Raw genomic sequence first — 21,419 nt, forward strand, 5'->3', positions numbered from 1 at the left:
AAAGAAGTTTGATCATGCAAATTATTTCAATTCGACATCCATACACCCTGGAACAAATCCCAAAAGATGAGGTCGTAATGGTATTAGGATTTTTTGATGGTGTTCACCGTGGACATCAAAAAGTAATTGAGACCGGAAAACAAATTGCCAAAGAAAAAGGCTTAAAGCTAGCTGTAATGACATTTAACCAGCATCCTTCGATCGTTTTCCAAAAAGTTCTGCCTGAAAATATGAAATACTTGAATAGTTTAGATCAAAAAGAGCGATTGATGGAAAGCCTAGGAGTAGATATTTTATATGTGATTGAATTTACTTCAGCTTTTGCCCATTTAGCGCCACAGGAATTTGTGGATCAATATATTGTTGGGTTACATGCAAAATTTGCTGTTTCAGGCTTTGATTACACTTATGGACCTAAAGATATCGCTGATGTTGCTCATTTACCAGGATATGCTAAAGAGCGTTTTGAGATCACTACAGTGAGCAAAGAAGAGTTAGATGGTGCAAAAATCAGTTCTACGCGGATTCGTGAATTAATGGAACATGGAAAGATGGAAGAGGTTACTGAATTACTAGGTTATGTCTATGAGACGGATGGAACAGTTGTTCATGGGGATGCTAGAGGTCGTTTGTTAGGTTTCCCGACTGCCAATATCAAGGTGAAAAGTACGGTGCGTTTACCTCGAATCGGTGTCTATGCTGTGAAAATTCAAGTTGGAGACAACTGGTATCTTGGTATGGGGTCAATCGGGCATAATGATACGTTTGGTGATGGGCGTGATCTTACAGTGGAAGTGTATATATTAGATTTCCATCAAGACATTTATGGTGAACAAGTGACGGTTCGCTGGAATCATTATTTACGTGATCAAGTTAAATTTGATGGAGCTGAGGGCTTGATTGTACAACTTAAACAAGATGAACAAGATACGGCAGATTATTTTTCTGAGAAAAAGAATTAGTAGCGTAGTATTTTTTACGAGAATATTTTGATCCGCTCTGCCTTACCTTTGCTTTTTTAGTTAAAAGAACTGGATAAGCAGCTGAACTTTATGGCTGTTTATCCAGTTCTTTATTGTATTCAAAGCAGGCAAATGTTATTTCAGCGAAATTGGTACAAAAAATTAGTAGGCTTTTTAATATGCTCTGTAAAATGTAAGTAAGAATAGTTGATGAGTTTAAATAATTACTATGAAAGAGAGTCAAGATATAATCTTATGTTACTTGATAAAGAAATTGATAATGAAGATAAGCTAGCAGCAAATCAAGAAGTTTTTGAAGAATTATCATTAGACTATGTAGAAATCTTGTCCTAGAAAAATTTGTTGTCGATATTTGTAGGGGAATATTGTAAGTATTTTTTGTAAACCATAGAATCGGAAAAAGGAGGACGATCATATTTCTTAATGATTATCCTCCTTTTTTTAATACGAGTAGATATATTTTGCTACTATTCCGATACTGATTAAATGACTCACAGATGCATAGTTGCGTGGTACGGATGGGAAGAATACTTGCTATTTAGGTAGGGTTAAATCTTATAATTCCTCGACGTTCTTTTTTACAAAAGTAAATAACTCTCGGAGAAAATAGTTCTGATTATTTCTATCAAAAGCTACGACAATATCTTGCTCTTTACTATTGCCTTGTAAGTTTAGAATTTTAATATGATATCTACCTTCTAATGTTCCGTCATCCATTCTTGAATATAAAAAGGCCAATCCTTTACCAAGTGAAACCATAGAAAGACCTTCATCAAGATCGTTCACATAAAAATCCACTTTCAAATTAAATCCATTTTTAATCCCTTGACTGATTACATAATCAACAATGACAGGCGAATGTTGTCTTTCAAGCAAGATAAACGTTTCCTGACCTAAATCAGCAAAATCCAATTCTTTCTTATGACTCAATACATGATCAAAAGGTACTGCAATTTGTAAATAATTTTTCATGAATACCGTTTTTTCAACAGTCTGATCCGGTTGAAAATAAGTTGATAAATTAAAGACTAAATCATATTGATTAGTAGAAAGTCCATTAGCTAAATTCATGGGTGTATCTTGCTTCATTAAAAATTGAATATTGGGATGCTTGCGTTTAAAACACTCAAGTAGCTCATACATTCTACCCATATTGAAATTCTGTAAGTACCCAATTTTTAAAATTTGTACTGTTTTATCAGAATTTACATGCGAATCGAACATATGGGATAAATGATCAACTCGTTTTAAGACTTCACTGACTGCTGTTAAGAATTGTTCACCAGCATTTGATAATGTAAGTCCATGACTATGGCGAATAAATAATTCTACGCCTAATTCAGTTTCCAATTCTTGTATTCGTCGACTTAAGGTTGGTTGGGAAATATACAATTTTTCAGACGCTTTTGTAAAGCTACCCTCAGCAGCAACTGCAACAAAATAATTTAAGGTCGTTAACTTCATTGTAGCTCCATTTCAACTAAATATATTTAATAGTAGCTTTAGTATAAAGTTAACACATTTATTTAACAAGTTTTTGTTAAGGTTTGTTTATCAATGGTAATTGAAGATATGAAGCATACTCGCCACCAGTATGGAGAATGTGAGTCCCTTGATTATCTGGCGTGCAGCCTGGTGTACCAGGCATTACTGAACCAAGTTCATCTTTTGTACTGACGACCATGCGTAATGTTTCACCAGCTTTATACGATAGGCCAAGTGGACTTAATACGATATCCAGTTCAACAATTTCACCTTTTGATAGTTTTTGAACATGGTCAAAGTTATAAGCCGGGATTTCGTCTGTTGCGCGTTCGCTGTCAAGATGACGCATAGAAGCTCGAAGACGTCCCCAAGCACCTTTATAACGCAGGGCAGAGGCACCTTCTTGCGTGAAATCTTGAAGCGCAGCACCGTGATTTGGTACAACAAATTCACTTAAGATATTCCCAAATTTATCTAATTTTTGGATCCAAACAAAAACATCCATATCCTCGTAACCATCAACTTCCATGAATAATTTTGCTTTTGGATACCCTACGAAATCTGTATCTTTAGCGAAAGTCATTTGGAAAGAGCTGCGTCCTGGTAGACTGTCTGCAGCATATTTTACTGTTAAATCTTCTGATTCAGGCTTTTCTTGTAAAGTGCGGAATAGTCCATTCATGTAGTAGCGCTTGTTTTCACTAGCTAAAGGCGGAAAAGTTTCAGATGGGATATCTGTTTTATTGCCTCCTTGGAAATCAATAAGAGAATAGCGAACAGTTGGTGTATCTGTCCAGCTGTTGTCTTTTCCAAGTAAATAGTAATCAAAGAATTTGCGTAACTCTTCTGTATTCTTTTCATCATAATAATAGGGCCATTCTTGACGATCGTGGATGCGAAGCCATTTTTCTGATGAACCTAATGTGCGCCAAGAACGAAAGGTTCCCATCGTGTGTAACGTGTTTGAGTAGCTTGCGATAACAAAGGCAGGAACCGTAATTTTACTTGGATCAGCAATTTTATCTTGCCAAACTGTTGCGTTAGCCAAAGGATATGCTTTCATTTCTTTTACCAAGTCTTCACGCTTAGCACCTTTTGCACTGACATGATTCACTTGTAAACGATCAATGAAGTTTTCATCAGGAATCCCACCAATAAAAGCTAAATCACGGTAACCATCTGCGAGTCCTTCTGTTGGATTGATACAGGTTAAGTGAGGAGGCTGTTCAGCTGCGATATACCATTGTGAAAAAGCGAGATAAGACGTTCCTGTAAGTGCTGTTTTGCCATTGGACCAAGCTTGAGAAGCTAACCATTCGATTAAATCATACCCATCCTGTGCTTCTTGCGAACCAATCATTGTTGTATCACCTTCACTATGAGCGATGCCACGCATATCAGGATTACATACAGCATAGCCATGTGCACACCAATAATCAGGATCAGGGGCTTCAAATTTTGTTAAGCCTGAGTTCCAGTGATTGCCCATACCAAGCATATTGAAAAGATTTTTATACCGCGGGGCGGTTCCAGCACTTTTACCATAAGGACTCCACGCGATGAGAACAGGTACCTTTTCTGCAGTTACTGGTAAGTAGATATCTGTGTAAATTGTCACACCATCTCGTAATTTTACTGGGACATCTTTCAGCATTTTAATCGCATTGGTTAAGGGTTTAAAACCTTCAGCAATTTGTTGTCCTTTTTCTAAGATGATTTCTTTTGTTTCAAATGGGCTAAGCACGCCATGTTCGATACCATTATCAATATAGTCAAATGATGGGCTAAAGCACATTTTTTCTGTTATTTTTGTTGTCATTTATATTCCCTCCAATTTCATCATAAGATTGAGCTCTTAAGCATCTCAAATTATACAAGGCGTTATTTGGGAAGTAAAATTGTAATTTTGGATACTTGTTACAAAAAATATATGTGATATGCATAAAATGAATAACAGATTCTTTTGAAATAGTGTAGTTTGTTCTGAAATAAAACAGACTTAACGATTCAAAGATATCAATTTGCAATCAGGTCTTTTTAGATTGTGGTGTGCTTGGACAATCCAGAAAATGAAATCATTGGTCTTGGAAAAGGGATTGCCTATCAAAAGAAAATAGGAGAGACAATCGCAGATTCTCTAGTAAATAAAAAATTTGTTCTTCAAAGTCAAGAGTTATCTGGAAAGTTCTAACAAATTATTGCGAATAGTAAATTGAAATTAGGAAAGAAGCTAAGGGAAGGGATCGATATTTCATTAACGAATCACATTTAATGGTTGTGGAAGATGGACTAGGTGCTACTGATTAAACAGATGAAGCTGGTCATGTGATGGGTAATTATCGCATTGATGGTTATAAAAGAGGCCATTAATCATGATGTAAATCTTATTGGCACCATGCGGGGCTGTATTAATTTGATCTCTGCTGGGACGGGGAAAATGAAAAAAACGCTATGGCTTTGTCTATGTCGATTGTGACAATGAAGGCAAAGGGAGTTTGGTGCTTAAAAAGGAAAAATCGTTTGATTGGTATCAGCAAGTAATTGCATAAAATGGGGAAAACTACTATAGATAAGACTTGACATTAGGAATAATCCTTAACAAAAAACAAGATAGCTTGGTAAAAAAATTATTAAAATTTTTGTGATTTCTCGTTTAGTTACTACTGCTAGAACGTGGTGAAGATAACCCTTTCTTATTTTATTGCACAGAGTGAATGAAAATAGCTATGGTTAGTATACAGAATAGGGCATGTTAAGCAAACTGCAGCGAATCATTTGGTTAATAAATTTTTAATGTATGCGCAGAGACTCATTTTTATGAATCGTTACAAGAAAAATTTCTTGATTCAATTTAAAACATTTTATGGCTGAATATGGTAAGATAAGAGACGTCTTCTATAGAATAGTCTAAAAATTAGAAGTCGCCTAAATTGGAGGAATAAAAAATTGGAAAACAAAAATACAAATATTTCCGCTTACATACATATCCCGTTTTGTGAACATATCTGCTTTTACTGTGACTTTAATAAAGTTTTTTTAGAAGGTCAACCAGTCGATGAATATATCCAAAGTCTTTTGAAGGAGATTCGTCTGACCAAAGAGCAATACCCAAGCAAGACGACCGAAACAATTTACATAGGAGGTGGTACGCCAACTTCTTTATCTGCTAAACAGCTAGATGTATTGCTAAAAGGTGTCCGTGAATTACTACCGATTGATGCGGCAAATGAATTTACAATCGAAGCCAATCCAGGTGATTTAACGCAAGAAAAGTTACAGGTAATGAAAGAATATGGTGTAAATCGTTTATCTATGGGCGTTCAGACATTCGATAATCAATTGTTGAAAAAGATTGGACGTAAACATACGGCAGAAGATGTGTATGAAACAATGAAATTTTTGGAAAAAGAAGGTTTTCTAAATGTCAGTATCGATTTGATTTATGCCTTGCCAGGTCAGACCTTAGAAGGATTCAGAGATACATTAAAAAGAGCAATTGAACTCGATTTGCCTCATTATTCACTGTATTCTTTGATTTTGGAAAATAAAACGATGTTTATGAACTGGGTGCGCCAAGGGCGTCTGCAGTTACCCGATCAAGATGTGGAAGCTCAAATGTTTGAAGAAACAATCATTGCAATGGAAAAGGCCGGACGTCATCAATATGAGGTAAGTAATTTTGCCTTAAAGGGACAAGAAAGTCAGCATAATTTAGTGTATTGGAACAATGACCATTATTATGGATTTGGTGCTGGAGCTAGTGGTTATTTAGGACATACCCGCTATAAAAATCATGGTCCGATCCAGCATTATTTAAAACCATTGCGTGAAAACCAATTACCAACACTTGAAACTGAGATTCTGACTTTGAATAATCAAATGGAAGAAGAATTATTCTTAGGTTTACGTAAAAAGATGGGGGTTTCAAAAGGGCGATTCCAAGAAAAATTTGGTTTGACTTTAAATCAAGTATATCAAAAAACCATCGTAGAATTGATTCAAAAAGGCCTGCTTCTTGAAAGTGAAGAGTATATCCAATTAACTGAACAGGGACTGTTTGTTGGAAACGATGTTTTTGAAGCATTTTTGATCGATAAGGAAAAGTAACGATTCTAGGAACGAAATGAGCGTTGTAAGAGCTCTTTTTTCGTTCTTTTTTATTATTTTAGCACTCGGTGATAAAGAGTGCTAAAAAAGTGTGTTTTTCTCTTGACAATTTTAACTGAACTTGCTATATTAATAATTGTATTAGCACTTGAATATCATGAGTGCTAATGAAGGGTGGTAACTATGATAACGGAAAGACAAAAGAATATTTTGCGACTTATCATCCAAGAATACACGAATACAGGCAATCCTGTAGGGTCAAAGAAGCTGATGGAAGAAGGTATCCAGTCTAGTTCAGCAACAATTAGAAACGATATGAAGGCCTTGGAAGAGCATGGCTTACTGTTGAAGACACACTCGTCTTCCGGCAGAATTCCTTCAATGGATGGTTATCGCTATTATGTGGATCATTTACTAAGTCCGGCTGAAGTTGAGCGAGATGATTTAGAAATAATTCGCCATTCCTTTGGCAAAGAGTTTCATGAAATCAACGACATCATTGAACAATCAGCGAAAATTCTTTCTAATTTGACCAGCTACACTGCTTTTTCATTAGGTCCTGAGGTGAAAGAACGGCGACTAACAGGTTTTCGAATCGTGCCTTTAAATGACCGACAAATCATAGCGGTTATTGTGACAGACAAAGGAAATGTAGAAAGCCAAGTGTTTGCAATTCCAGCTTCCGTTTCCAGTCAAGATTTAGAAAAAATGACGCAAATCATTAATGACAAGCTTGTAGGGCAGCCTTTATTGACTGTTTATCATCGCTTGAGAACTGAGATTCCGATGATTTTACATCGTTATTTCCAAACACCAGACGGTATGATGAGTCTATTCGATGCCATGCTAGGTCATGCATTTGAAGAGAAATTGTTCGTCAGCGGCCGTATGAATGTGCTGGATTTTGGTGTGAAACAAGACATCGATCAATTAAAATCAGTGTATTCATTTATGCAAAATACAGATGCCATTACACATCTGTTAACGGCAGAAGCTGATTCACCGATTGCGATTCGGATCGGCTCTGAGATAGGTAATGAACTATTAGACAATATGAGCATGATTACTGCAACCTATGAGGTAACAGGACATGGCAAAGGAACGATTGCTTTACTAGGACCAACAAGTATGCCTTATTCAAAAATGTTCGGTTTAGTAGATGTATTTCGCCATGAGTTAGCTTCAAAACTTGGCGCTTATTATCGCTTTCTTGATGAATAAGTAAAAAGTTTAAATATAGAAATTTAACGATTCTACGAAATAGAGAAGGGAAGTTGCAAGAGTGAGCAAAACAGATGAGAATGAAGAATTACAGGATCAACAGACAGAAGAACAAGAAGAATTGTCAGAGGCAATTGATGCGTCAGGCGTTTCAGAAACAGAAATGACAGAGCTTGAAAATGCTAAAGCTGATTTTTCCGAAATGGAAGATAAGTTTTTAAGAGCTCGTGCAGAGATTGCAAATATGAGTAACCGTTTCAAGAATGAGCGTGAGTTACTGGTTCGTTATCGTTCACAAGACTTAGGTAAAAAATTATTACCTTCGATCGACAATTTAGAACGAGCGATGGCAATCGAAGTCGATGATGAACAAGGAACGAGCTTGAAAAAAGGGATCTCAATGGTTCTTGAAAGTTTACAAGCTGCACTGAAAGAAGAAGGCATCGAAGAAATCCCAACAATGGGCGAAGTATTTGATCCTAATTTACACCAGGCAGTTCAAACGATTCCTGCAAGTGACGAAACACCTGCGGATACGATCGTTGAAGTATTACAAAAAGGCTACAAATTACATGACCGCGTTTTACGAGCAAGCATGGTTGTTGTTGCACAGTAACAGCAAGGAATGTTTGCATAATATAAATTGAAAAAAATTAAAATAGAAGATAGGAGATCATTAATTATGAGTAAAATTATTGGTATTGACTTAGGAACAACAAACTCAGCAGTTGCAGTATTAGAAGGCGGAGAAGCAAAAATCATTGCGAATCCAGAAGGTAACCGTACAACCCCTTCAGTTGTTTCATTTAAAAATGGAGAAATCCAAGTTGGTGAAGTTGCAAAACGTCAAGCAGTAACAAACCCGCACACAATTGCGTCAATCAAACGTCATATGGGCGAAGCAGGCTTCAAAGTAGAAGCAGACGGCAAATCATATACACCACAAGAAATTTCTGCGATGATTTTACAATACTTAAAAGGCTTTGCAGAAGAATATCTAGGTGAAAAAGTTGATAAAGCAGTAATCACTGTTCCAGCTTACTTCAACGATGCACAACGTCAAGCAACAAAAGACGCTGGTAAAATCGCTGGTTTGGAAGTTGAACGTATTGTTAACGAACCAACGGCTGCAGCATTAGCTTATGGTTTAGATAAAACAGATAAAGACGAAAAAGTATTAGTATTTGACCTTGGTGGTGGTACATTTGACGTATCGATCCTTGAATTAGGTGATGGTGTATTCGATGTATTATCAACTGCCGGCGATAACGAACTAGGTGGAGATGACTTTGATAACAAAATCATCGACTACATGGTAGCGGAATTCAAAAAAGAAAACGGTGTTGATCTATCTAAAGACAAAATGGCTGTTCAACGTTTGAAAGATGCGGCTGAAAAAGCGAAAAAAGATTTATCTGGTGTGACTTCAACACAAATCAGCTTACCGTTTATCACAGCAGGAGACGCTGGTCCATTGCACTTAGAAATGAACTTAACTCGTGCGAAATTTGATGAATTAACTAGCGATTTAGTAGAACGTACAAAAACACCTGTACGTCAAGCTTTGAAAGATGCTGGTTTGAACCCATCTGAAATCGATGAAGTAATCTTAGTCGGTGGATCTACACGTATTCCAGCTGTTGTAGAAGCTGTCCGTAAAGAAACAAACAAAGAACCAAACAAATCTGTTAACCCGGATGAAGTAGTAGCAATGGGTGCTGCCATTCAAGGTGGCGTTATCACAGGTGATGTTAAAGATGTTGTATTATTAGACGTAACACCATTATCATTAGGTATCGAAACAATGGGTGGCGTATTTACTAAATTGATCGATCGTAATACAACGATCCCAACAAGTAAATCACAAGTCTTCTCAACTGCCGCTGATAATCAACCAGCCGTAGATATTCACGTATTACAAGGTGAACGTCCAATGTCAGCAGATAACAAAACATTAGGTCGTTTCCAATTAACAGATATTCCAGCTGCTCCTCGTGGTGTGCCTCAAATCGAAGTAAGTTTTGATATTGATAAAAATGGTATCGTAAACGTACGTGCGAAAGATTTAGGAACACAAAAAGAGCAAACAATCACAATCAAATCTTCATCAGGTTTGTCAGATGACGAAATCGAACGTATGGTGAAAGATGCTGAATCTAATGCTGAAGCAGATAAAGCACGTAAAGAAGAAGTTGACTTACGTAATGATGTAGATGCTTTATTATTCACTGTTGATAAAACATTGAAAGAATTAGAAGGCAAAGTTGACGCAGATGAAGTGAAAAAAGCCGAAGATGCTCGTGATGAGTTAAAAGCAGCTGTTGAAGCCAACGATATCGAACAAATGAAAGAAAAACGTGATTCATTAAACGAAATCGTTCAAAACTTAACTGTAAAACTTTATGAACAAGCAGCGCAACAACAGGCAGAAGAAAATCCAGAAGCTGCACAAGGTGGAGCTGATGATGTTGTAGATGCTGACTTTGAAGAAGTAGAAGGCGACGACAAATAATCCTTGATCATTAACAAGCTGGCAAAGACCAAAGTCATCGCTTTGGTCTTTGCCTATCTTTATTTGCAGGAAAAATTAAGTGAAGCGGTTTTTCTTTTAGCTAATATGTGGTATGATTACAACGATGTTTTTATACAAATAAGTTAGCGTCGATCCTTTTTAAGAATAAATGGAATAATAGTTGGAGGGGAACTAATGGCTACGAAAAGAGATTATTATGAAGTGCTGGGCCTTGCCAAAGGTGCTTCAGATGATGAAATAAAAAAAGCTTACCGTAAGCTTTCTAAGCAATATCACCCAGATATCAATAAAGAAGCAGATGCAGAAGACAAATTCAAAGAAGTATCTGAAGCCTATGAAGTCTTGAGCGATCCACAGAAAAAAGCAGCTTATGATCAATATGGTCATGCAGGTACTGATCCAAACTACGGCGGCGGTGCTGGTGGTTTCGGTGGCTTTGGCGGCGGCGGATTTTCAAGCAGCGGTTTTGGCGGCTTTGAAGATATTTTCGATTCATTCTTTGGTGGCGGCTCACGTAGTGTCGATCCGACGGCTCCAAGACAAGGGGCTGATTTACAGTATACGGTCAATCTGAAGTTTGAAGAAGCGATTTTTGGTGTTGAAAAAGAAATCAAGTACAATCGTGAAGATAACTGTGAAACTTGTGGCGGTAATGGAGCAAAACCTGGTACTCATCCAGAAACTTGCCACAAATGTCATGGCTCTGGTTCGATCAATGTGGAACGTCAAACACCACTTGGTCGTGTAATGAGTCGTCAAACCTGTGATGTTTGTCATGGTACAGGGAAAGAAATCAAAGAACCATGTCCAACTTGTCACGGTACAGGACATGAGAAGAAAGCGCATAAAGTCAAAGTCAATGTTCCCGCTGGAGTAGAAGACGGACAACAAATGCGTTTATCAAACCAAGGGGAAGCTGGTATGAACGGCGGACCATATGGTGATTTATATGTTGTGTTTAGTGTCGAAGAAAGTGATATCTTTGATCGCGAAGGTTCAGAGATTTATTATGATTTACCATTGAGTTTTGTTCAAGCAGCTCTTGGTGACGAAATCAAAGTACCAACTGTGCACGGGGATGTAAAATTAAAAATCCCAGCAGGTACACAAACAGAAACCAATTTCCGTTTACGCGGCAAAGGCGCACCACGCTTACGTGGCGGAGCCAATGGCGATCAGCACGTGAAAGTTAAAATCATTACACCGAAAAACTTGAATGATGAACAAAAAGAAGCATTACGCACATTTGCTAAAGCTGGCGGTCAAACTGTAAGTGAACAGCAAGAAGAAGGCTTCTTTGATAAGATGAAGGATGCTTTTGGCGGTAAGAAAAAGAAATAAATAGAAAGCTTCTCAGCATGTACTATTTAAGTCATGTTGAGAAGCTTTTTTGTATTAGGAGTTTTGATAGAGCTCTAATACAGTTTCGATACGTCGTTTTAATTCAGTTCTAACGTGTGGTGGAGTAAGGCATTCACATTGATTTCCAAAACCCAAGAGTAAGTTATAGCCAAATTCATCTTCCATAAATGGGAACTCAACGATCCATTTTTCAGGTTCGTCTGAAGGAGAAATGGTTAATTGCCCAAATTTATCTACTAGTTGATCTTTGATTTTATGTGTTACTTTCAGCGTAGTAAGCGTAAAGTCTTTCCCGTAAAACGGTTCTTTTCCTAAAGGTTTAGGATGAAAGTCTCTAGAAGCAAAGGGTGTCGGCAAGAGCTCTAGATCGATCATTCTAGAAATTTTAAATGTACGGAAATCGGCTTTTTCTGTACAAAAGGCTTGTAGATACCAGCTTATTTCTTTTAGAACAAGTCGATAAGGTTCAACGATTCTGGCCGTTTTTCTGCCTTGATTATCTTCATAATTAAACCGTAGTAAACGCGCTTGATCCATGCCGGATTTAACGATTTCTAAAGATGGCTGCAAGGTGTGATTGCTCGTCCAAGGTGTTAAATCGATTGCGATTTGGTTTGTTTTAAATTCGACTTCATCGAGAAAATTAGCTGGAACGAGTGTTTTTATTTTTTCAAAAGTTTGGTTTATTCGAAGGGGTGAAACATTATTCGATAAGCTTTCCAATGCAATCAACAGTGATGTAATATCGGTTGACGTGAAGAACTGTTTGTCCACTTTATAATTCTCCATGATTTGGATACCGCCATTTACACCAGGAGAAGAGGTTACTGGAATACCAGCTTCACTAAGAGAATTAATATCTCTGTATATGGTTCGTACGGACACTTCTAGCATTTCCGCTAGTTTAGAAGCACTTACTTGTTTCTTTTCTAATAATATCATCGTGATCGCTAGTAGTCGTTCTGTTTTCATGTGGCACCTTCTTTAGTTTACATAATGAGTCAGCTACCTTATTATAACCAAAAATTAGGTCATTTTGTGAAAAAAGATAATTTTTTTTGAGTTAATCAGATTGTTAGTCGAGCAGCTGATACTTATGAACGATTGACTTTAGTAATTTGGATTTATATAATGTTACTGTTGTTTAAAGAGACGAGTTGAATATTCGAGTTTTTTTGATAATGTTTTACAAAGATTTTAGTCTGTTCTGCGCAAGATTATCCAACGATGCTAGGCGTTATTTTATGTCTAAAAACTAGTTGAGAAAGGAAGTCTAATATGAATAAGTCTCTTTTTAGGCAAAACCATCCGCTAGTTATTTCCTGCTATTATCTAGTGATGCTATTGCTAGTAATGAGTTCAACGAATCCAGTGATCATTAGTTCTTCTTTTGTTGGAAGTTTGTTATTGCTGTTGCTTAATTTGAAAGGGAAATCGAAGAAATCAGTGCTATATCCTTTGATTTTTTGTCTGATTATTACGATAACAAACCCTTTATTTGTCCATCGAGGAGCAACGATTCTATTTTTTTTATTTAATAAACCGATTACCATGGAAGCCTTTGTATATGGTTTTTTTATGGGGATCATGATTGCTACGGTTATCTATTTGTTTCAAAATTTTCAGCTATCCGTTGAATCGGAGCAATTTTTTTATCTTTTTGGGAAACGATTTCCTAAGTCTGTCTTGATTTTAACATTGGTTTTTCGGTTCATACCATTGCTTGAGCATTTTTTTCAAGAGCTGAATCAAACGCAAAAAACAGTTCAACGAACACAAAACAAAAATTTTAAGGAACGTGCAGCCTATGGGTTTGATTTATTTGGAAATTTATTTTCTTGGTCATTGGAAAATGCCATGGATACGGCAGATTCAATGAAAGCCCGTGGCTACGGTATTGGGACTAGAAGCAGTCATTTAAGTTATAGCTGGAGAAAAACGGATACGCTCTGGTTGATACTAATCATCTTCTCTGGTAGTTTTTTTATTTTAGGATTGATGAATGGTCACTATCAATTCAATTTCTATCCATATCTCAATAATAGTTATCGACTAATCCAACAAAACCGGCCGTATTATATTTTTATAGGCGTTTTAGCATTTATACCGTTATTAAAACGATTAAAGGAGGTAATGGTATGGCGTATCTTGAAATCAAAAATTTAACTTTTCAATATGCTGGAAGTGACAGACCTGTTTTGAAAGAGGTATCATTATCTATCGAAAAAGGTGAGTTTGTTTTGATTTCTGGTGCAACTGGGAGTGGAAAATCAACCTTATTAAAACTACTTAAGCCTCAATTGACGCCAGCCGGCAAACAAACAGGCTCTATTTACTTAAATAATGAAGAGATAACCGCCCTTCCAGAACATTTTTCAGCTAGTAAAATCGGCTATGTCATGCAAAATCCTGAAAATCAAATTGTGACAGATGGCGTTTGGCCCGAATTAGCTTTTGGTTTAGAAAATATAGGAATCCCTACAGCTGAAATTAAGAGTCGAATTGCTGAAATGGCTAATTTTCTTGGTATTCAAGAACTACTGGAATTTAAAACCAGTGAATTATCTGGGGGACAAAAGCAGTTGTTGAATTTAGCTTCTGTTTTGGTAATGAAACCAGATATCTTGATTTTAGACGAACCCACAACTCAGCTTGATCCGATTGCCTCTCAAAACTTTGTCGATATATTAGTGCGACTAAATAGAGAAATGGGGGTAACCATTTTATTAGTAGAACACAGTGTGGAATCAGTTTTTGCATTAGTTGATAAGCTGATAATTTTGGACCATGGACAGCTGATTTTTGAAGATGCCCCAAGAGCCATTTCAACTGAAATCAAGAAGAATAGAAGTGATCTCGGCCGCTTTATAGTCAGTTTGCCCAGTGCGGTACAAATTTTCCTTGGAAGTGGGCTAAAGGATGAGTGTCCGGTCACAGTAATTGAAGGCAAACGTTTTTTGGCTCGGCATTTTTCAGCAGACATGGTTTTACAGGAGCAACAGACGTCACCTATCAAAAAGAAAACGACAATAAGTATCCAGTTAAAAAACTGCTGGTTTCGCTATGAAAAGAATAGTCGGGATATTTTAGCGGGTGTTGATTTTGAAGTTTATGAAGGAGAAATCTTTTCTTTAGTTGGAGGGAATGGAACGGGAAAAACAACATTATTGAAAACAATTGCTGGCATCTATGACTGTTACCGTGGCAAAATTTCGATTTTAAATCAATCAATCAAAAAAAATAAAGAAACAATCGGTTATTTACCACAAGAACCTCAGATGTTGTTTATTAAAGATTCAGTCTTAGAGGATTACAAGCACTATTTAGAGAGCAAAAAAATGAATGAAACAAAGCAAATGGAACGGATAAAAAGTGTCGTAACCTTGCTTGATCTAAATGAGGTTATGCAGCAGCACCCTCTTGATCTAAGCGGTGGTGAATGTCAAAGAGCTGCATTAGGGAAATTACTTTTGACTGATTTTAACATTTTATTATTAGATGAACCGACTAAAGGTGTCGATAATTATGGGAAAAAGCAGTTGATCAAAATAGTAAAAGAATTATCTAAACAAGGCAAAACAATCTTAGTAGTGACCCATGATCTGGATTTTGCTGCAGAATTATCTGATCGTTGCGGGTTATTTTTCCAAAATAAGGTATTGACTACAGCCAAACCAAAAATTTTTTTTAGTCATCATACATTTTATACAACAGCAGCCAGTCGCATATCGCGAGATAATTTTCATGCTTTAGTTACGACAGAGCAAGTAATTGAAGCCTGTCAAGCTGTAAAAGGAGTAGTATGATGAATAATAGAGCTGTTAATCGCGTATTGATCAAATCATTGTGCATCCTCTTTTTGTTTATTGTCGGAGCGGTGCTGCTTCAAGCGAGTCAATACCAGATAATATCTATGCTGTTAGTGATTGCCGCTTGTTTTCCAATTTATTATCGTTATGAAAGAAAACAGATTAATATAAAAGAGCTAGTTTTGATTGCGGTATTAACGGCTGTTGCTGTGTTAGGTAGATTTTTGTTTTATATGATTCCAGCCATCACTCCAATGACAGCAATCATCATAATTTCAGGCATTTGCTTAGGGGCTGAAGTTGGGTTTTTAGTCGGGTCGCTATCAGCTGTTACATCAAATATATTATTTGGACAAGGCCCGTGGACACCTTTTCAAATGTTTTCTTGGGGCATGATTGGTCTGGTAGCTGGATTGCCTTGGTTGCAGAAAAGGCTTAAAAAAAGTTATTGGTTTTTAGCACTCTATGGGATATTAGCCGGTTTTTTCTTTTCCTTTTTTATGGATCTATGGACGGTCTTTTCAATTGATCGGTCTTTTTCTTGGCAAAGATATCTAGCATTATTATTAAGTGCTGTACCCTATACAATGTCTTATTGTTTTTCAAATGCCTTTTTCTCATGCTTCCTGTTTCGAACCATACAAACAAAGCTTCAACGAATTTTAGTCAAATATGATATAAAATAATTAAAATAAAGGTGGAACTAAAAATGAAAAAAATTATAAATGCAGCGATGATCATGATGATGATCTTCATACTTGGTGCTTGTGGTCAAGCAACGGATAAAAAAGATACAACGAAAGCAAGTGAAAACGCACTTAGTATTACGATCGTCTTGAAAGAAGATGGCAAAGAGTTTGATAAAAAAGAATTGAACATTAAAAAAGACGAGTCACTTCAAACGGTTATGGAAACAAATTATAAAGTAGAAATGTCGAAAGATTTTATTAGTGGAATTGATGGTCGTGTGCAAGATGAAAAATCTAGTAAATACTGGATGTACGATGTTAATGGGAAACAACCCGATGTAGGAGCCGTTGAATATTTTCTAAAAGATGGTGATACAGTTACTTGGACATTGAATAAATTATAGAATAAATCAGCTTCTGAAAAACATTTAACAAACCCTGACAATCAGTTGTCAGGGTTTGTTTGTTAGAATGAACTTGTCAGTCAGATAAGTGAAAAATAAAGGAGCAAAAAATTTATGACAACAGCAGAAGCGTTTAAAAAAATAATGAATGAACAAACAGAAATCGCCTTAGCAACAAGTGTTGAGGGAATACCCAATGTCCGAATCGTCAATTTCTTTTATGATGAAACGAAAAAATGTTTATTTTTCTCGACTTTTCAAGGAAATGAAAAAATCGCTGAGTTCCAAAAAAATCCCAATGTCGCCTTTACAACGATTCCAAGTGAACAAACAAATCATGTCCGGGTGCATGAGGCACAAGTAACAAAGAGTGAGCTGACTGTTTATGATGTAGCCCAACAATGGATTCAAAAAATCCCTAGCTATGAAGAAAACATCAAACAGGCAGGTAAAATGCTAGAATTATACGAAATTCATTTTACCAAAGCAATTGTGATTTTAGGAATGGATAGTAGAGAAACCATTGTATTGTAAGACTGGAAGGGAGAGAATAATATGAATTATTGGATCGGGGTTGCTTCTAAAGATCACGTAGCGCTAGGTGTAGCAGGAGGCTTCTGCCAATTATGTCATGGTAAATCAGCACCGTTGAATAAAATGAAAGCAGGCGATTGGTTGATTTACTATGCACCGAAGCAGAGTTTGAAAATCAAAGAACCGTGTCAGGAGTTTATTGCACTGGGACAAGTGTTACCTGGGGAAACGTATTCGTTTGAAATGGCTCCAGGCTTTGTTCCCTTTAGAAAAAATATTGACTTCTTAAAAAAGATTCAACCAGTGCCATTACAAGCAGTTGCTCAGTTTCGACTATGGCAGGAATATCGATCACGATTGAGATTTGGCCATTTTCAAATTCCGGAAGAGCTATTTGATTTTATCGTTTCTGGAATGAAAAGAGCGTAATAAATAAAAAATCAGGACAGAAAAGCATTCTTCTCGTCCTGATTTTTTAATCTTCCATTTCGAATAATTACTCGTAGCGTAATGCTTCAATTGGATCAAGTTTCGCAGCTTTTCTGGCTGGATAAACACCAAAGAAAATCCCGATAGCACTTGAAAAGACTAAGACGGCTACAATGGATGTCAACGTAAACTGTGCCGTGATATCTAAAGCACTGGCAACTGTAACGGCCAAGATTGCGCCTAACGTCAGACCGATCAATCCGCCAATCAAACATAAAATCACTGATTCCGTTAAAAATTGGAATAGAATATTACTGTCGGTTGCACCTAAGGCTTTTCTAGTTCCAATTTCTCTTGTTCGCTCGGTTACTGAAACGAGCATGATATTCATTACACCGATGCCACCTACAAGTAAGGCGATTGCTGCAACAGCTGCAATAAAGTTAATAAATAACCCTAAAACATTATTGACTTGATCAAGTGCTTGTAAAAAGTTGGTTGCAGTATAGACTTTGTCACCGACTGCATTGTGACGGACTGAAAGAATGTTTACGATTTGTTTCGACACCGCATCGATATCATCTTTTGATTTAGCAATAACCGTCAAACTAGTGATTTTAGTTGCGTCAGGATTTAAGTTATTAGCTGTTGTTAGAGGGATTGAAATATACCCCATCATTTCTTCTTCATCAAATGAGCCGACCATTTTTTCTACAGTACTTTTGGTTACACCAATGATTCGGGGGCTAATTTGTCCTTTTTGCCCACGTAAGTTGATTTTTTCGCCAACTACATTTTCTCGTCCATTGAAAAAATAGCGGGCGGTATCAGCACTGATCACAGCGACTTTACTGCCTTCTGAATATTCAGTGGTATTGAAATAACGACCATAGATAATCTCTTTATCCATTGTTTGATTCGTATATTGTAAGTCAGGAGTCCCAGCCATGATCAAGGTGGCTTTTGATTTGTCATTTTCTGCCCCGACTGCTTGAATTGATACGGCAGGAGAAACATGATCGATTTGTGGAATTCCATCTTTTAACGCCTTGATATCTTTACTCGTGATTTTTTGACTCTCTGTGGCATCGCGATTAGTGGAAACAGAAATCGTAGAAGCACCCAAATCGCTGAAGGTGCCAGTGATCTGACTCGTTGCGCCATTGCCAACAGCTAAAATCGCAATAACCGCTGCAATCCCGATGATAATCCCCAGCATAGTCAAAAACGAGCGCATTTTATTTGCTAAAATACTATCGATCGCCATTTTGAAACTTTCAATAATTCCCATAGGAACGGCTCCTTTCTATAGTGTTTTTCGCTCAAGCACAGGCTGATCATCAATGATTTCACCATCTCGAAAAGACACGATTCGTTTTGTGTATTGTGCTACATCTGGTTCATGAGTGACCATGACTACGGTTGTCCCAGCGTCGTTTAGATCCTGAAAGATTTTCATGATTTCCAGTGTTGTTTTTGAGTCTAAATTTCCTGTAGGTTCATCAGCCATTAAAACTGCTGGATCATTGACGATCGCCCGGGCAATTGCTACGCGTTGTTTTTGCCCGCCTGAGATGGCATTGGGTCTATGTGATACTCGATCGGCTAAACCAACTTTTCTTAATGCTTCTAAAGCGCGTTCTTTTCGTTCTTTTGCCGAAATACCAGAGTAAACCATGGGAAGGGCGACATTATCTAAAAGAGACATGCGCGGCATCAAATTGAAGGATTGGAAGACAAAGCCGATTTCTTTGTTGCGAACATGTGCACTTTCATTACTTGTTAAATTGGATACATCTTGTCCATTCAAATGATAGGTTCCTTCATCAAAACGATCCAATAAACCAAGGATGTTCATCATGGTTGACTTTCCTGATCCACTTGGGCCCATAATTGAAGTGAATTCTCCTTCTGCGATATGAAGAGAAACATGCTTTAAGGCTGCTAATGCTTCACCGCCAGTCCGATAGATTTTTACGACATCTTTTAAATCGATCAATTATTTCACCTTCTATTCTTTGGTTACTGCAACGTTGTTTTTTATATCAGAGCTTGGAGAAAGAATCACTGTCGCATTTTCACTTAAGCCACTTTTTACTTCAATCAATTTATCTGACTGAATGCCAATTGCAATTTTTGTTTCTTTGGCAATCCCCTTGTTGACAACATAAACAATCGGTTCATTTTTATCGTTATAGGTTAGCGCTTCAATTGGTAAGGCCAGAACATTTTCAACAGTATTTGTTTTGATCTCAACATCGACATCAAAACCAGCAAAAAGATTTTCTGGTGCGTGATCAAAGGTTACGATTGCGGCTAAACTTGCTGTTGTGCCAGTTGTTGATTGAGTACTTTGTGCGACTGGATCTTTTTCAGCTACTTTTCCAAGGAAGGTTTGATTACCACTTGTAATTTCAGCTTGTTGATCAACTTTAACGGCAGATGCTTCAGAATTAGATAATTCTAGTTGGACTTTCAAGGTGGAAAGATCATCTAATTGAATCGATGGTTTTCCTTGTTGAGCATTTGTGTCGGCTTGCTTGGCTTTGATATTGACTTGAGTCACTGTAGCATCGAAACCAGCCACTAATTGTAAACCATTATCGTACGTTGCTAAAACTTTATCTTTTGTTACCTTGTCGCCAATCTTAACGGACACATCAACCACATTTCCAGTACCCATAAGCGATTGGGTTTGATTTGGAATCAAAGTACCGGTTGTCGAAAGTTTTTCGACGATCGTTTCTTTTTTGACTTCACCTGTTCGAACAGTGACAGCCTCGGATGTTCTTGAATTCCCTCGAACAAATAAGAAAATAACAATCGCAATCACTAACACGGCAAGAATCCCGAAAATAGTTTTCTTTTTCATAGATTTCAGCTCTTTTCTACTTATTTTTATGACATAGTGTCATTTATGTAAGTTTACTCTCTTTTTCATGAAAAGTCTAAGATTTATTTCAATTTTTAAATGATTACTAAATAAACGGAAGTTTGGGTTCTTTTTGATTAGTCATTTGAATTCTATTTTGTTTCTTGCGTTATAATAAAGGAAAAGAATGTTTAGGAGGGTTTGGTTCAATGAAAAAATTTGTCTATGCAATCAGTGATATCCATGGAGAATATGAATTGTTTAAAGAGTTGATTCAATACTATGATCCGACGATGCATCAATTGGTATTGATTGGTGATCTAAATGATCGTGGACCTAAAACCAAAGAGAGCTTTTTGCTTGGAAAAAAATTAGTCGAGAAATATGATGGAATTTACCTAAGAGGAAATCATGAAGAGTATTTTTTGCAGTTTTTAAACAGTCCAGAAGATTGGTTTACTAGCTATGTGCGTAATGGCGGTAAAGAAACTATGGAAAGTTTACTCCATAAGGGAGCGACAGAAGAATATTCTCCTACAGAAATCGCAATGATGATCCGTAGTCGTTATAAAGAGTTGATTGAATTTTTAATGAAACGTCCATTATATTTTGAATGGAACAACTATATCTTTGTCCATGCGGGTGTCGACTTAACTCAAAAGGATTGGCACGAAACCAGTCCTCATGATTTTATCTGGATTAGAGAGGCCTTTCATACAGGGCAGAATAAGACGGGGAAAACGATTGTCTTCGGTCATACGATTACGCCGATGCTTCATGGTGACATGGAAACGACTGATTTATGGTGTTCGGATCATAAAATTGGGATCGATGGCGGTGCCGTTTTTGGCGGTTCTGTTCACGGGGTGATTTTTGATTCCAAGGGGATCGTCCAGGATATTGAATATCAAAATTTAAAAGGACCCTGGCAACCAGATTTTTAGGAAAGCTGTCTTTTATTTTTGAAAGGATCGCTAAACTCTTTTTTAAG

General features: G+C 36.9%; 20 protein-coding genes and 1 pseudogene. 15 read left to right on the top strand and 6 right to left on the bottom strand.

What is annotated here, in order from left to right; genetic code table 11:
- The first annotated feature begins 14 nt into the window (after window positions 1–14).
- Entirely contained in the window at window positions 15–962 is a 948-nt protein-coding gene (gene ribF / locus RV15_RS02110) for a riboflavin biosynthesis protein RibF (protein WP_071876408.1), read from the top strand.
- A gap of 576 nt (window positions 963–1,538) precedes the next feature.
- Here ribF and RV15_RS02115 read toward each other — a convergent pair.
- Window positions 1,539–2,447 (bottom strand): LysR family transcriptional regulator, encoded by a 909-nt coding sequence (locus tag RV15_RS02115; RefSeq protein WP_071876409.1) that lies wholly within the window; start codon window positions 2,445–2,447, stop codon window positions 1,539–1,541.
- A 76-nt stretch (window positions 2,448–2,523) separates the two neighbouring features.
- Window positions 2,524–4,287 carry a CocE/NonD family hydrolase gene (locus RV15_RS02120; RefSeq protein ID WP_071876410.1) on the bottom strand — a complete coding sequence of 588 codons (1,764 nt, stop codon included), beginning with the start codon at window positions 4,285–4,287 and terminating at the stop codon, window positions 2,524–2,526.
- A gap of 234 nt (window positions 4,288–4,521) precedes the next feature.
- Here RV15_RS02120 and RV15_RS02125 point away from each other — a divergent pair, with 234 nt between their 5' ends.
- From RV15_RS02125 to dnaJ, 7 genes and pseudogenes are all read left to right on the top strand, one after another.
- Window positions 4,522–4,659, top strand: a complete 138-nt coding sequence (locus RV15_RS02125; RefSeq protein ID WP_167364070.1) for a CAT RNA binding domain-containing protein — start codon at window positions 4,522–4,524, stop codon at window positions 4,657–4,659.
- A gap of 50 nt (window positions 4,660–4,709) precedes the next feature.
- Window positions 4,710–5,017 (top strand): annotated as a pseudogene (locus RV15_RS18920) (family 1 glycosylhydrolase); the annotation flags it as partial.
- Between the two features lie 397 nt (window positions 5,018–5,414).
- A complete protein-coding gene (hemW, locus tag RV15_RS02130) occupies window positions 5,415–6,575 on the top strand; it encodes a radical SAM family heme chaperone HemW (protein ID WP_071876411.1) in 1,161 nt (386 codons plus the stop codon).
- Between the two features lie 183 nt (window positions 6,576–6,758).
- On the top strand, window positions 6,759–7,796 hold the full coding sequence (hrcA, locus tag RV15_RS02135) for a heat-inducible transcriptional repressor HrcA (RefSeq protein ID WP_071876412.1): 1,038 nt from the start codon (window positions 6,759–6,761) through the stop codon (window positions 7,794–7,796).
- A 61-nt stretch (window positions 7,797–7,857) separates the two neighbouring features.
- A complete protein-coding gene (grpE, locus tag RV15_RS02140) occupies window positions 7,858–8,412 on the top strand; it encodes a nucleotide exchange factor GrpE (protein WP_071876413.1) in 555 nt (184 codons plus the stop codon).
- A 66-nt stretch (window positions 8,413–8,478) separates the two neighbouring features.
- Window positions 8,479–10,308 carry a molecular chaperone DnaK gene (gene dnaK / locus RV15_RS02145; RefSeq protein ID WP_071876414.1) on the top strand — a complete coding sequence of 610 codons (1,830 nt, stop codon included), beginning with the start codon at window positions 8,479–8,481 and terminating at the stop codon, window positions 10,306–10,308.
- A gap of 195 nt (window positions 10,309–10,503) precedes the next feature.
- A complete protein-coding gene (gene dnaJ / locus RV15_RS02150; protein ID WP_071876415.1) occupies window positions 10,504–11,670 on the top strand; it encodes a molecular chaperone DnaJ in 1,167 nt (388 codons plus the stop codon).
- A 54-nt stretch (window positions 11,671–11,724) separates the two neighbouring features.
- On the opposite strand, the gene RV15_RS02155 is transcribed toward dnaJ, so the two are convergent.
- Complete coding sequence (locus RV15_RS02155; protein ID WP_071876416.1) at window positions 11,725–12,663, bottom strand: helix-turn-helix transcriptional regulator; 939 nt, start codon at window positions 12,661–12,663, stop codon at window positions 11,725–11,727.
- Window positions 12,664–12,969: 306 nt separating this feature from the next.
- Here RV15_RS02155 and RV15_RS02160 point away from each other — a divergent pair, with 306 nt between their 5' ends.
- The 6 genes from RV15_RS02160 to RV15_RS02185 all read left to right on the top strand — a co-directional run bounded on the left by RV15_RS02160 (window position 12,970) and on the right by RV15_RS02185 (window position 17,556).
- Complete coding sequence (locus tag RV15_RS02160; RefSeq protein WP_071876417.1) at window positions 12,970–13,857, top strand: energy-coupling factor transporter transmembrane component T; 888 nt, start codon at window positions 12,970–12,972, stop codon at window positions 13,855–13,857.
- A complete protein-coding gene (locus RV15_RS02165) occupies window positions 13,830–15,497 on the top strand; it encodes an ABC transporter ATP-binding protein (protein WP_071876418.1) in 1,668 nt (555 codons plus the stop codon). Before RV15_RS02160 ends, RV15_RS02165 begins: the two co-directional genes overlap by 28 nt.
- Entirely contained in the window at window positions 15,497–16,186 is a 690-nt protein-coding gene (locus tag RV15_RS02170; RefSeq protein WP_071876419.1) for an ECF transporter S component, read from the top strand. The genes RV15_RS02165 and RV15_RS02170 overlap by 1 nt, the downstream gene beginning before the upstream one ends.
- Before the next feature lie 23 nt (window positions 16,187–16,209).
- Entirely contained in the window at window positions 16,210–16,593 is a 384-nt protein-coding gene (locus tag RV15_RS02175) for a DUF4430 domain-containing protein (RefSeq protein ID WP_071876420.1), read from the top strand.
- A 114-nt stretch (window positions 16,594–16,707) separates the two neighbouring features.
- On the top strand, window positions 16,708–17,127 hold the full coding sequence (locus RV15_RS02180; protein WP_071876421.1) for a pyridoxamine 5'-phosphate oxidase family protein: 420 nt from the start codon (window positions 16,708–16,710) through the stop codon (window positions 17,125–17,127).
- Window positions 17,128–17,148: 21 nt separating this feature from the next.
- The gene (locus RV15_RS02185; RefSeq protein ID WP_071876422.1) at window positions 17,149–17,556 is read left to right on the top strand and encodes an EVE domain-containing protein; all 408 of its coding nucleotides are present in this window, start codon (window positions 17,149–17,151) and stop codon (window positions 17,554–17,556) included.
- Window positions 17,557–17,623: 67 nt separating this feature from the next.
- On the opposite strand, the gene RV15_RS02190 is transcribed toward RV15_RS02185, so the two are convergent.
- The 3 genes from RV15_RS02190 to RV15_RS02200 are packed head-to-tail and all read right to left on the bottom strand — an operon-like array spanning window position 17,624 to window position 20,428.
- Window positions 17,624–18,847, bottom strand: a complete 1,224-nt coding sequence (locus RV15_RS02190; RefSeq protein WP_071876423.1) for an ABC transporter permease — start codon at window positions 18,845–18,847, stop codon at window positions 17,624–17,626.
- Window positions 18,848–18,862: 15 nt separating this feature from the next.
- A complete protein-coding gene (locus RV15_RS02195) occupies window positions 18,863–19,555 on the bottom strand; it encodes an ABC transporter ATP-binding protein (RefSeq protein WP_071876424.1) in 693 nt (230 codons plus the stop codon).
- A 12-nt stretch (window positions 19,556–19,567) separates the two neighbouring features.
- The gene (locus RV15_RS02200; RefSeq protein WP_071876425.1) at window positions 19,568–20,428 is read right to left on the bottom strand and encodes an efflux RND transporter periplasmic adaptor subunit; all 861 of its coding nucleotides are present in this window, start codon (window positions 20,426–20,428) and stop codon (window positions 19,568–19,570) included.
- Between the two features lie 209 nt (window positions 20,429–20,637).
- Here RV15_RS02200 and RV15_RS02205 point away from each other — a divergent pair, with 209 nt between their 5' ends.
- On the top strand, window positions 20,638–21,372 hold the full coding sequence (locus RV15_RS02205) for a metallophosphoesterase (RefSeq protein WP_071876426.1): 735 nt from the start codon (window positions 20,638–20,640) through the stop codon (window positions 21,370–21,372).
- Window positions 21,373–21,419 lie beyond the last annotated feature (47 nt).

This window comes from Enterococcus silesiacus (assembly GCF_001886225.1).
GTDB lineage: Bacteria > Bacillota > Bacilli > Lactobacillales > Enterococcaceae > Enterococcus_L > Enterococcus_L silesiacus.

Excerpts from the sequence above, each read along its gene's own strand:
- RV15_RS02180 (WP_071876421.1), top strand. The coding sequence starts at position 16,708 with ATGACAACAGCAGAAGCGTTTAAAAAAATAATGAATGAACAAACAGAA.
- RV15_RS02160 (WP_071876417.1), top strand. The coding sequence starts at position 12,970 with ATGAATAAGTCTCTTTTTAGGCAAAACCATCCGCTAGTTATTTCCTGC.
- hrcA (WP_071876412.1), top strand. The coding sequence starts at position 6,759 with ATGATAACGGAAAGACAAAAGAATATTTTGCGACTTATCATCCAAGAA.
- dnaK (WP_071876414.1), top strand. The coding sequence starts at position 8,479 with ATGAGTAAAATTATTGGTATTGACTTAGGAACAACAAACTCAGCAGTT.
- RV15_RS02205 (WP_071876426.1), top strand. The coding sequence starts at position 20,638 with ATGAAAAAATTTGTCTATGCAATCAGTGATATCCATGGAGAATATGAA.
- RV15_RS02200 (WP_071876425.1), bottom strand. The coding sequence starts at position 20,428 with ATGAAAAAGAAAACTATTTTCGGGATTCTTGCCGTGTTAGTGATTGCG.
- RV15_RS02120 (WP_071876410.1), bottom strand. The coding sequence starts at position 4,287 with ATGACAACAAAAATAACAGAAAAAATGTGCTTTAGCCCATCATTTGAC.
- RV15_RS02115 (WP_071876409.1), bottom strand. The coding sequence starts at position 2,447 with ATGAAGTTAACGACCTTAAATTATTTTGTTGCAGTTGCTGCTGAGGGT.
- RV15_RS02170 (WP_071876419.1), top strand. The coding sequence starts at position 15,497 with ATGAATAATAGAGCTGTTAATCGCGTATTGATCAAATCATTGTGCATC.
- RV15_RS02190 (WP_071876423.1), bottom strand. The coding sequence starts at position 18,847 with ATGGGAATTATTGAAAGTTTCAAAATGGCGATCGATAGTATTTTAGCA.
- ribF (WP_071876408.1), top strand. The coding sequence starts at position 15 with ATGCAAATTATTTCAATTCGACATCCATACACCCTGGAACAAATCCCA.
- RV15_RS02155 (WP_071876416.1), bottom strand. The coding sequence starts at position 12,663 with ATGAAAACAGAACGACTACTAGCGATCACGATGATATTATTAGAAAAG.
- dnaJ (WP_071876415.1), top strand. The coding sequence starts at position 10,504 with ATGGCTACGAAAAGAGATTATTATGAAGTGCTGGGCCTTGCCAAAGGT.
- RV15_RS02175 (WP_071876420.1), top strand. The coding sequence starts at position 16,210 with ATGAAAAAAATTATAAATGCAGCGATGATCATGATGATGATCTTCATA.
- RV15_RS02185 (WP_071876422.1), top strand. The coding sequence starts at position 17,149 with ATGAATTATTGGATCGGGGTTGCTTCTAAAGATCACGTAGCGCTAGGT.
- RV15_RS02165 (WP_071876418.1), top strand. The coding sequence starts at position 13,830 with ATGGCGTATCTTGAAATCAAAAATTTAACTTTTCAATATGCTGGAAGT.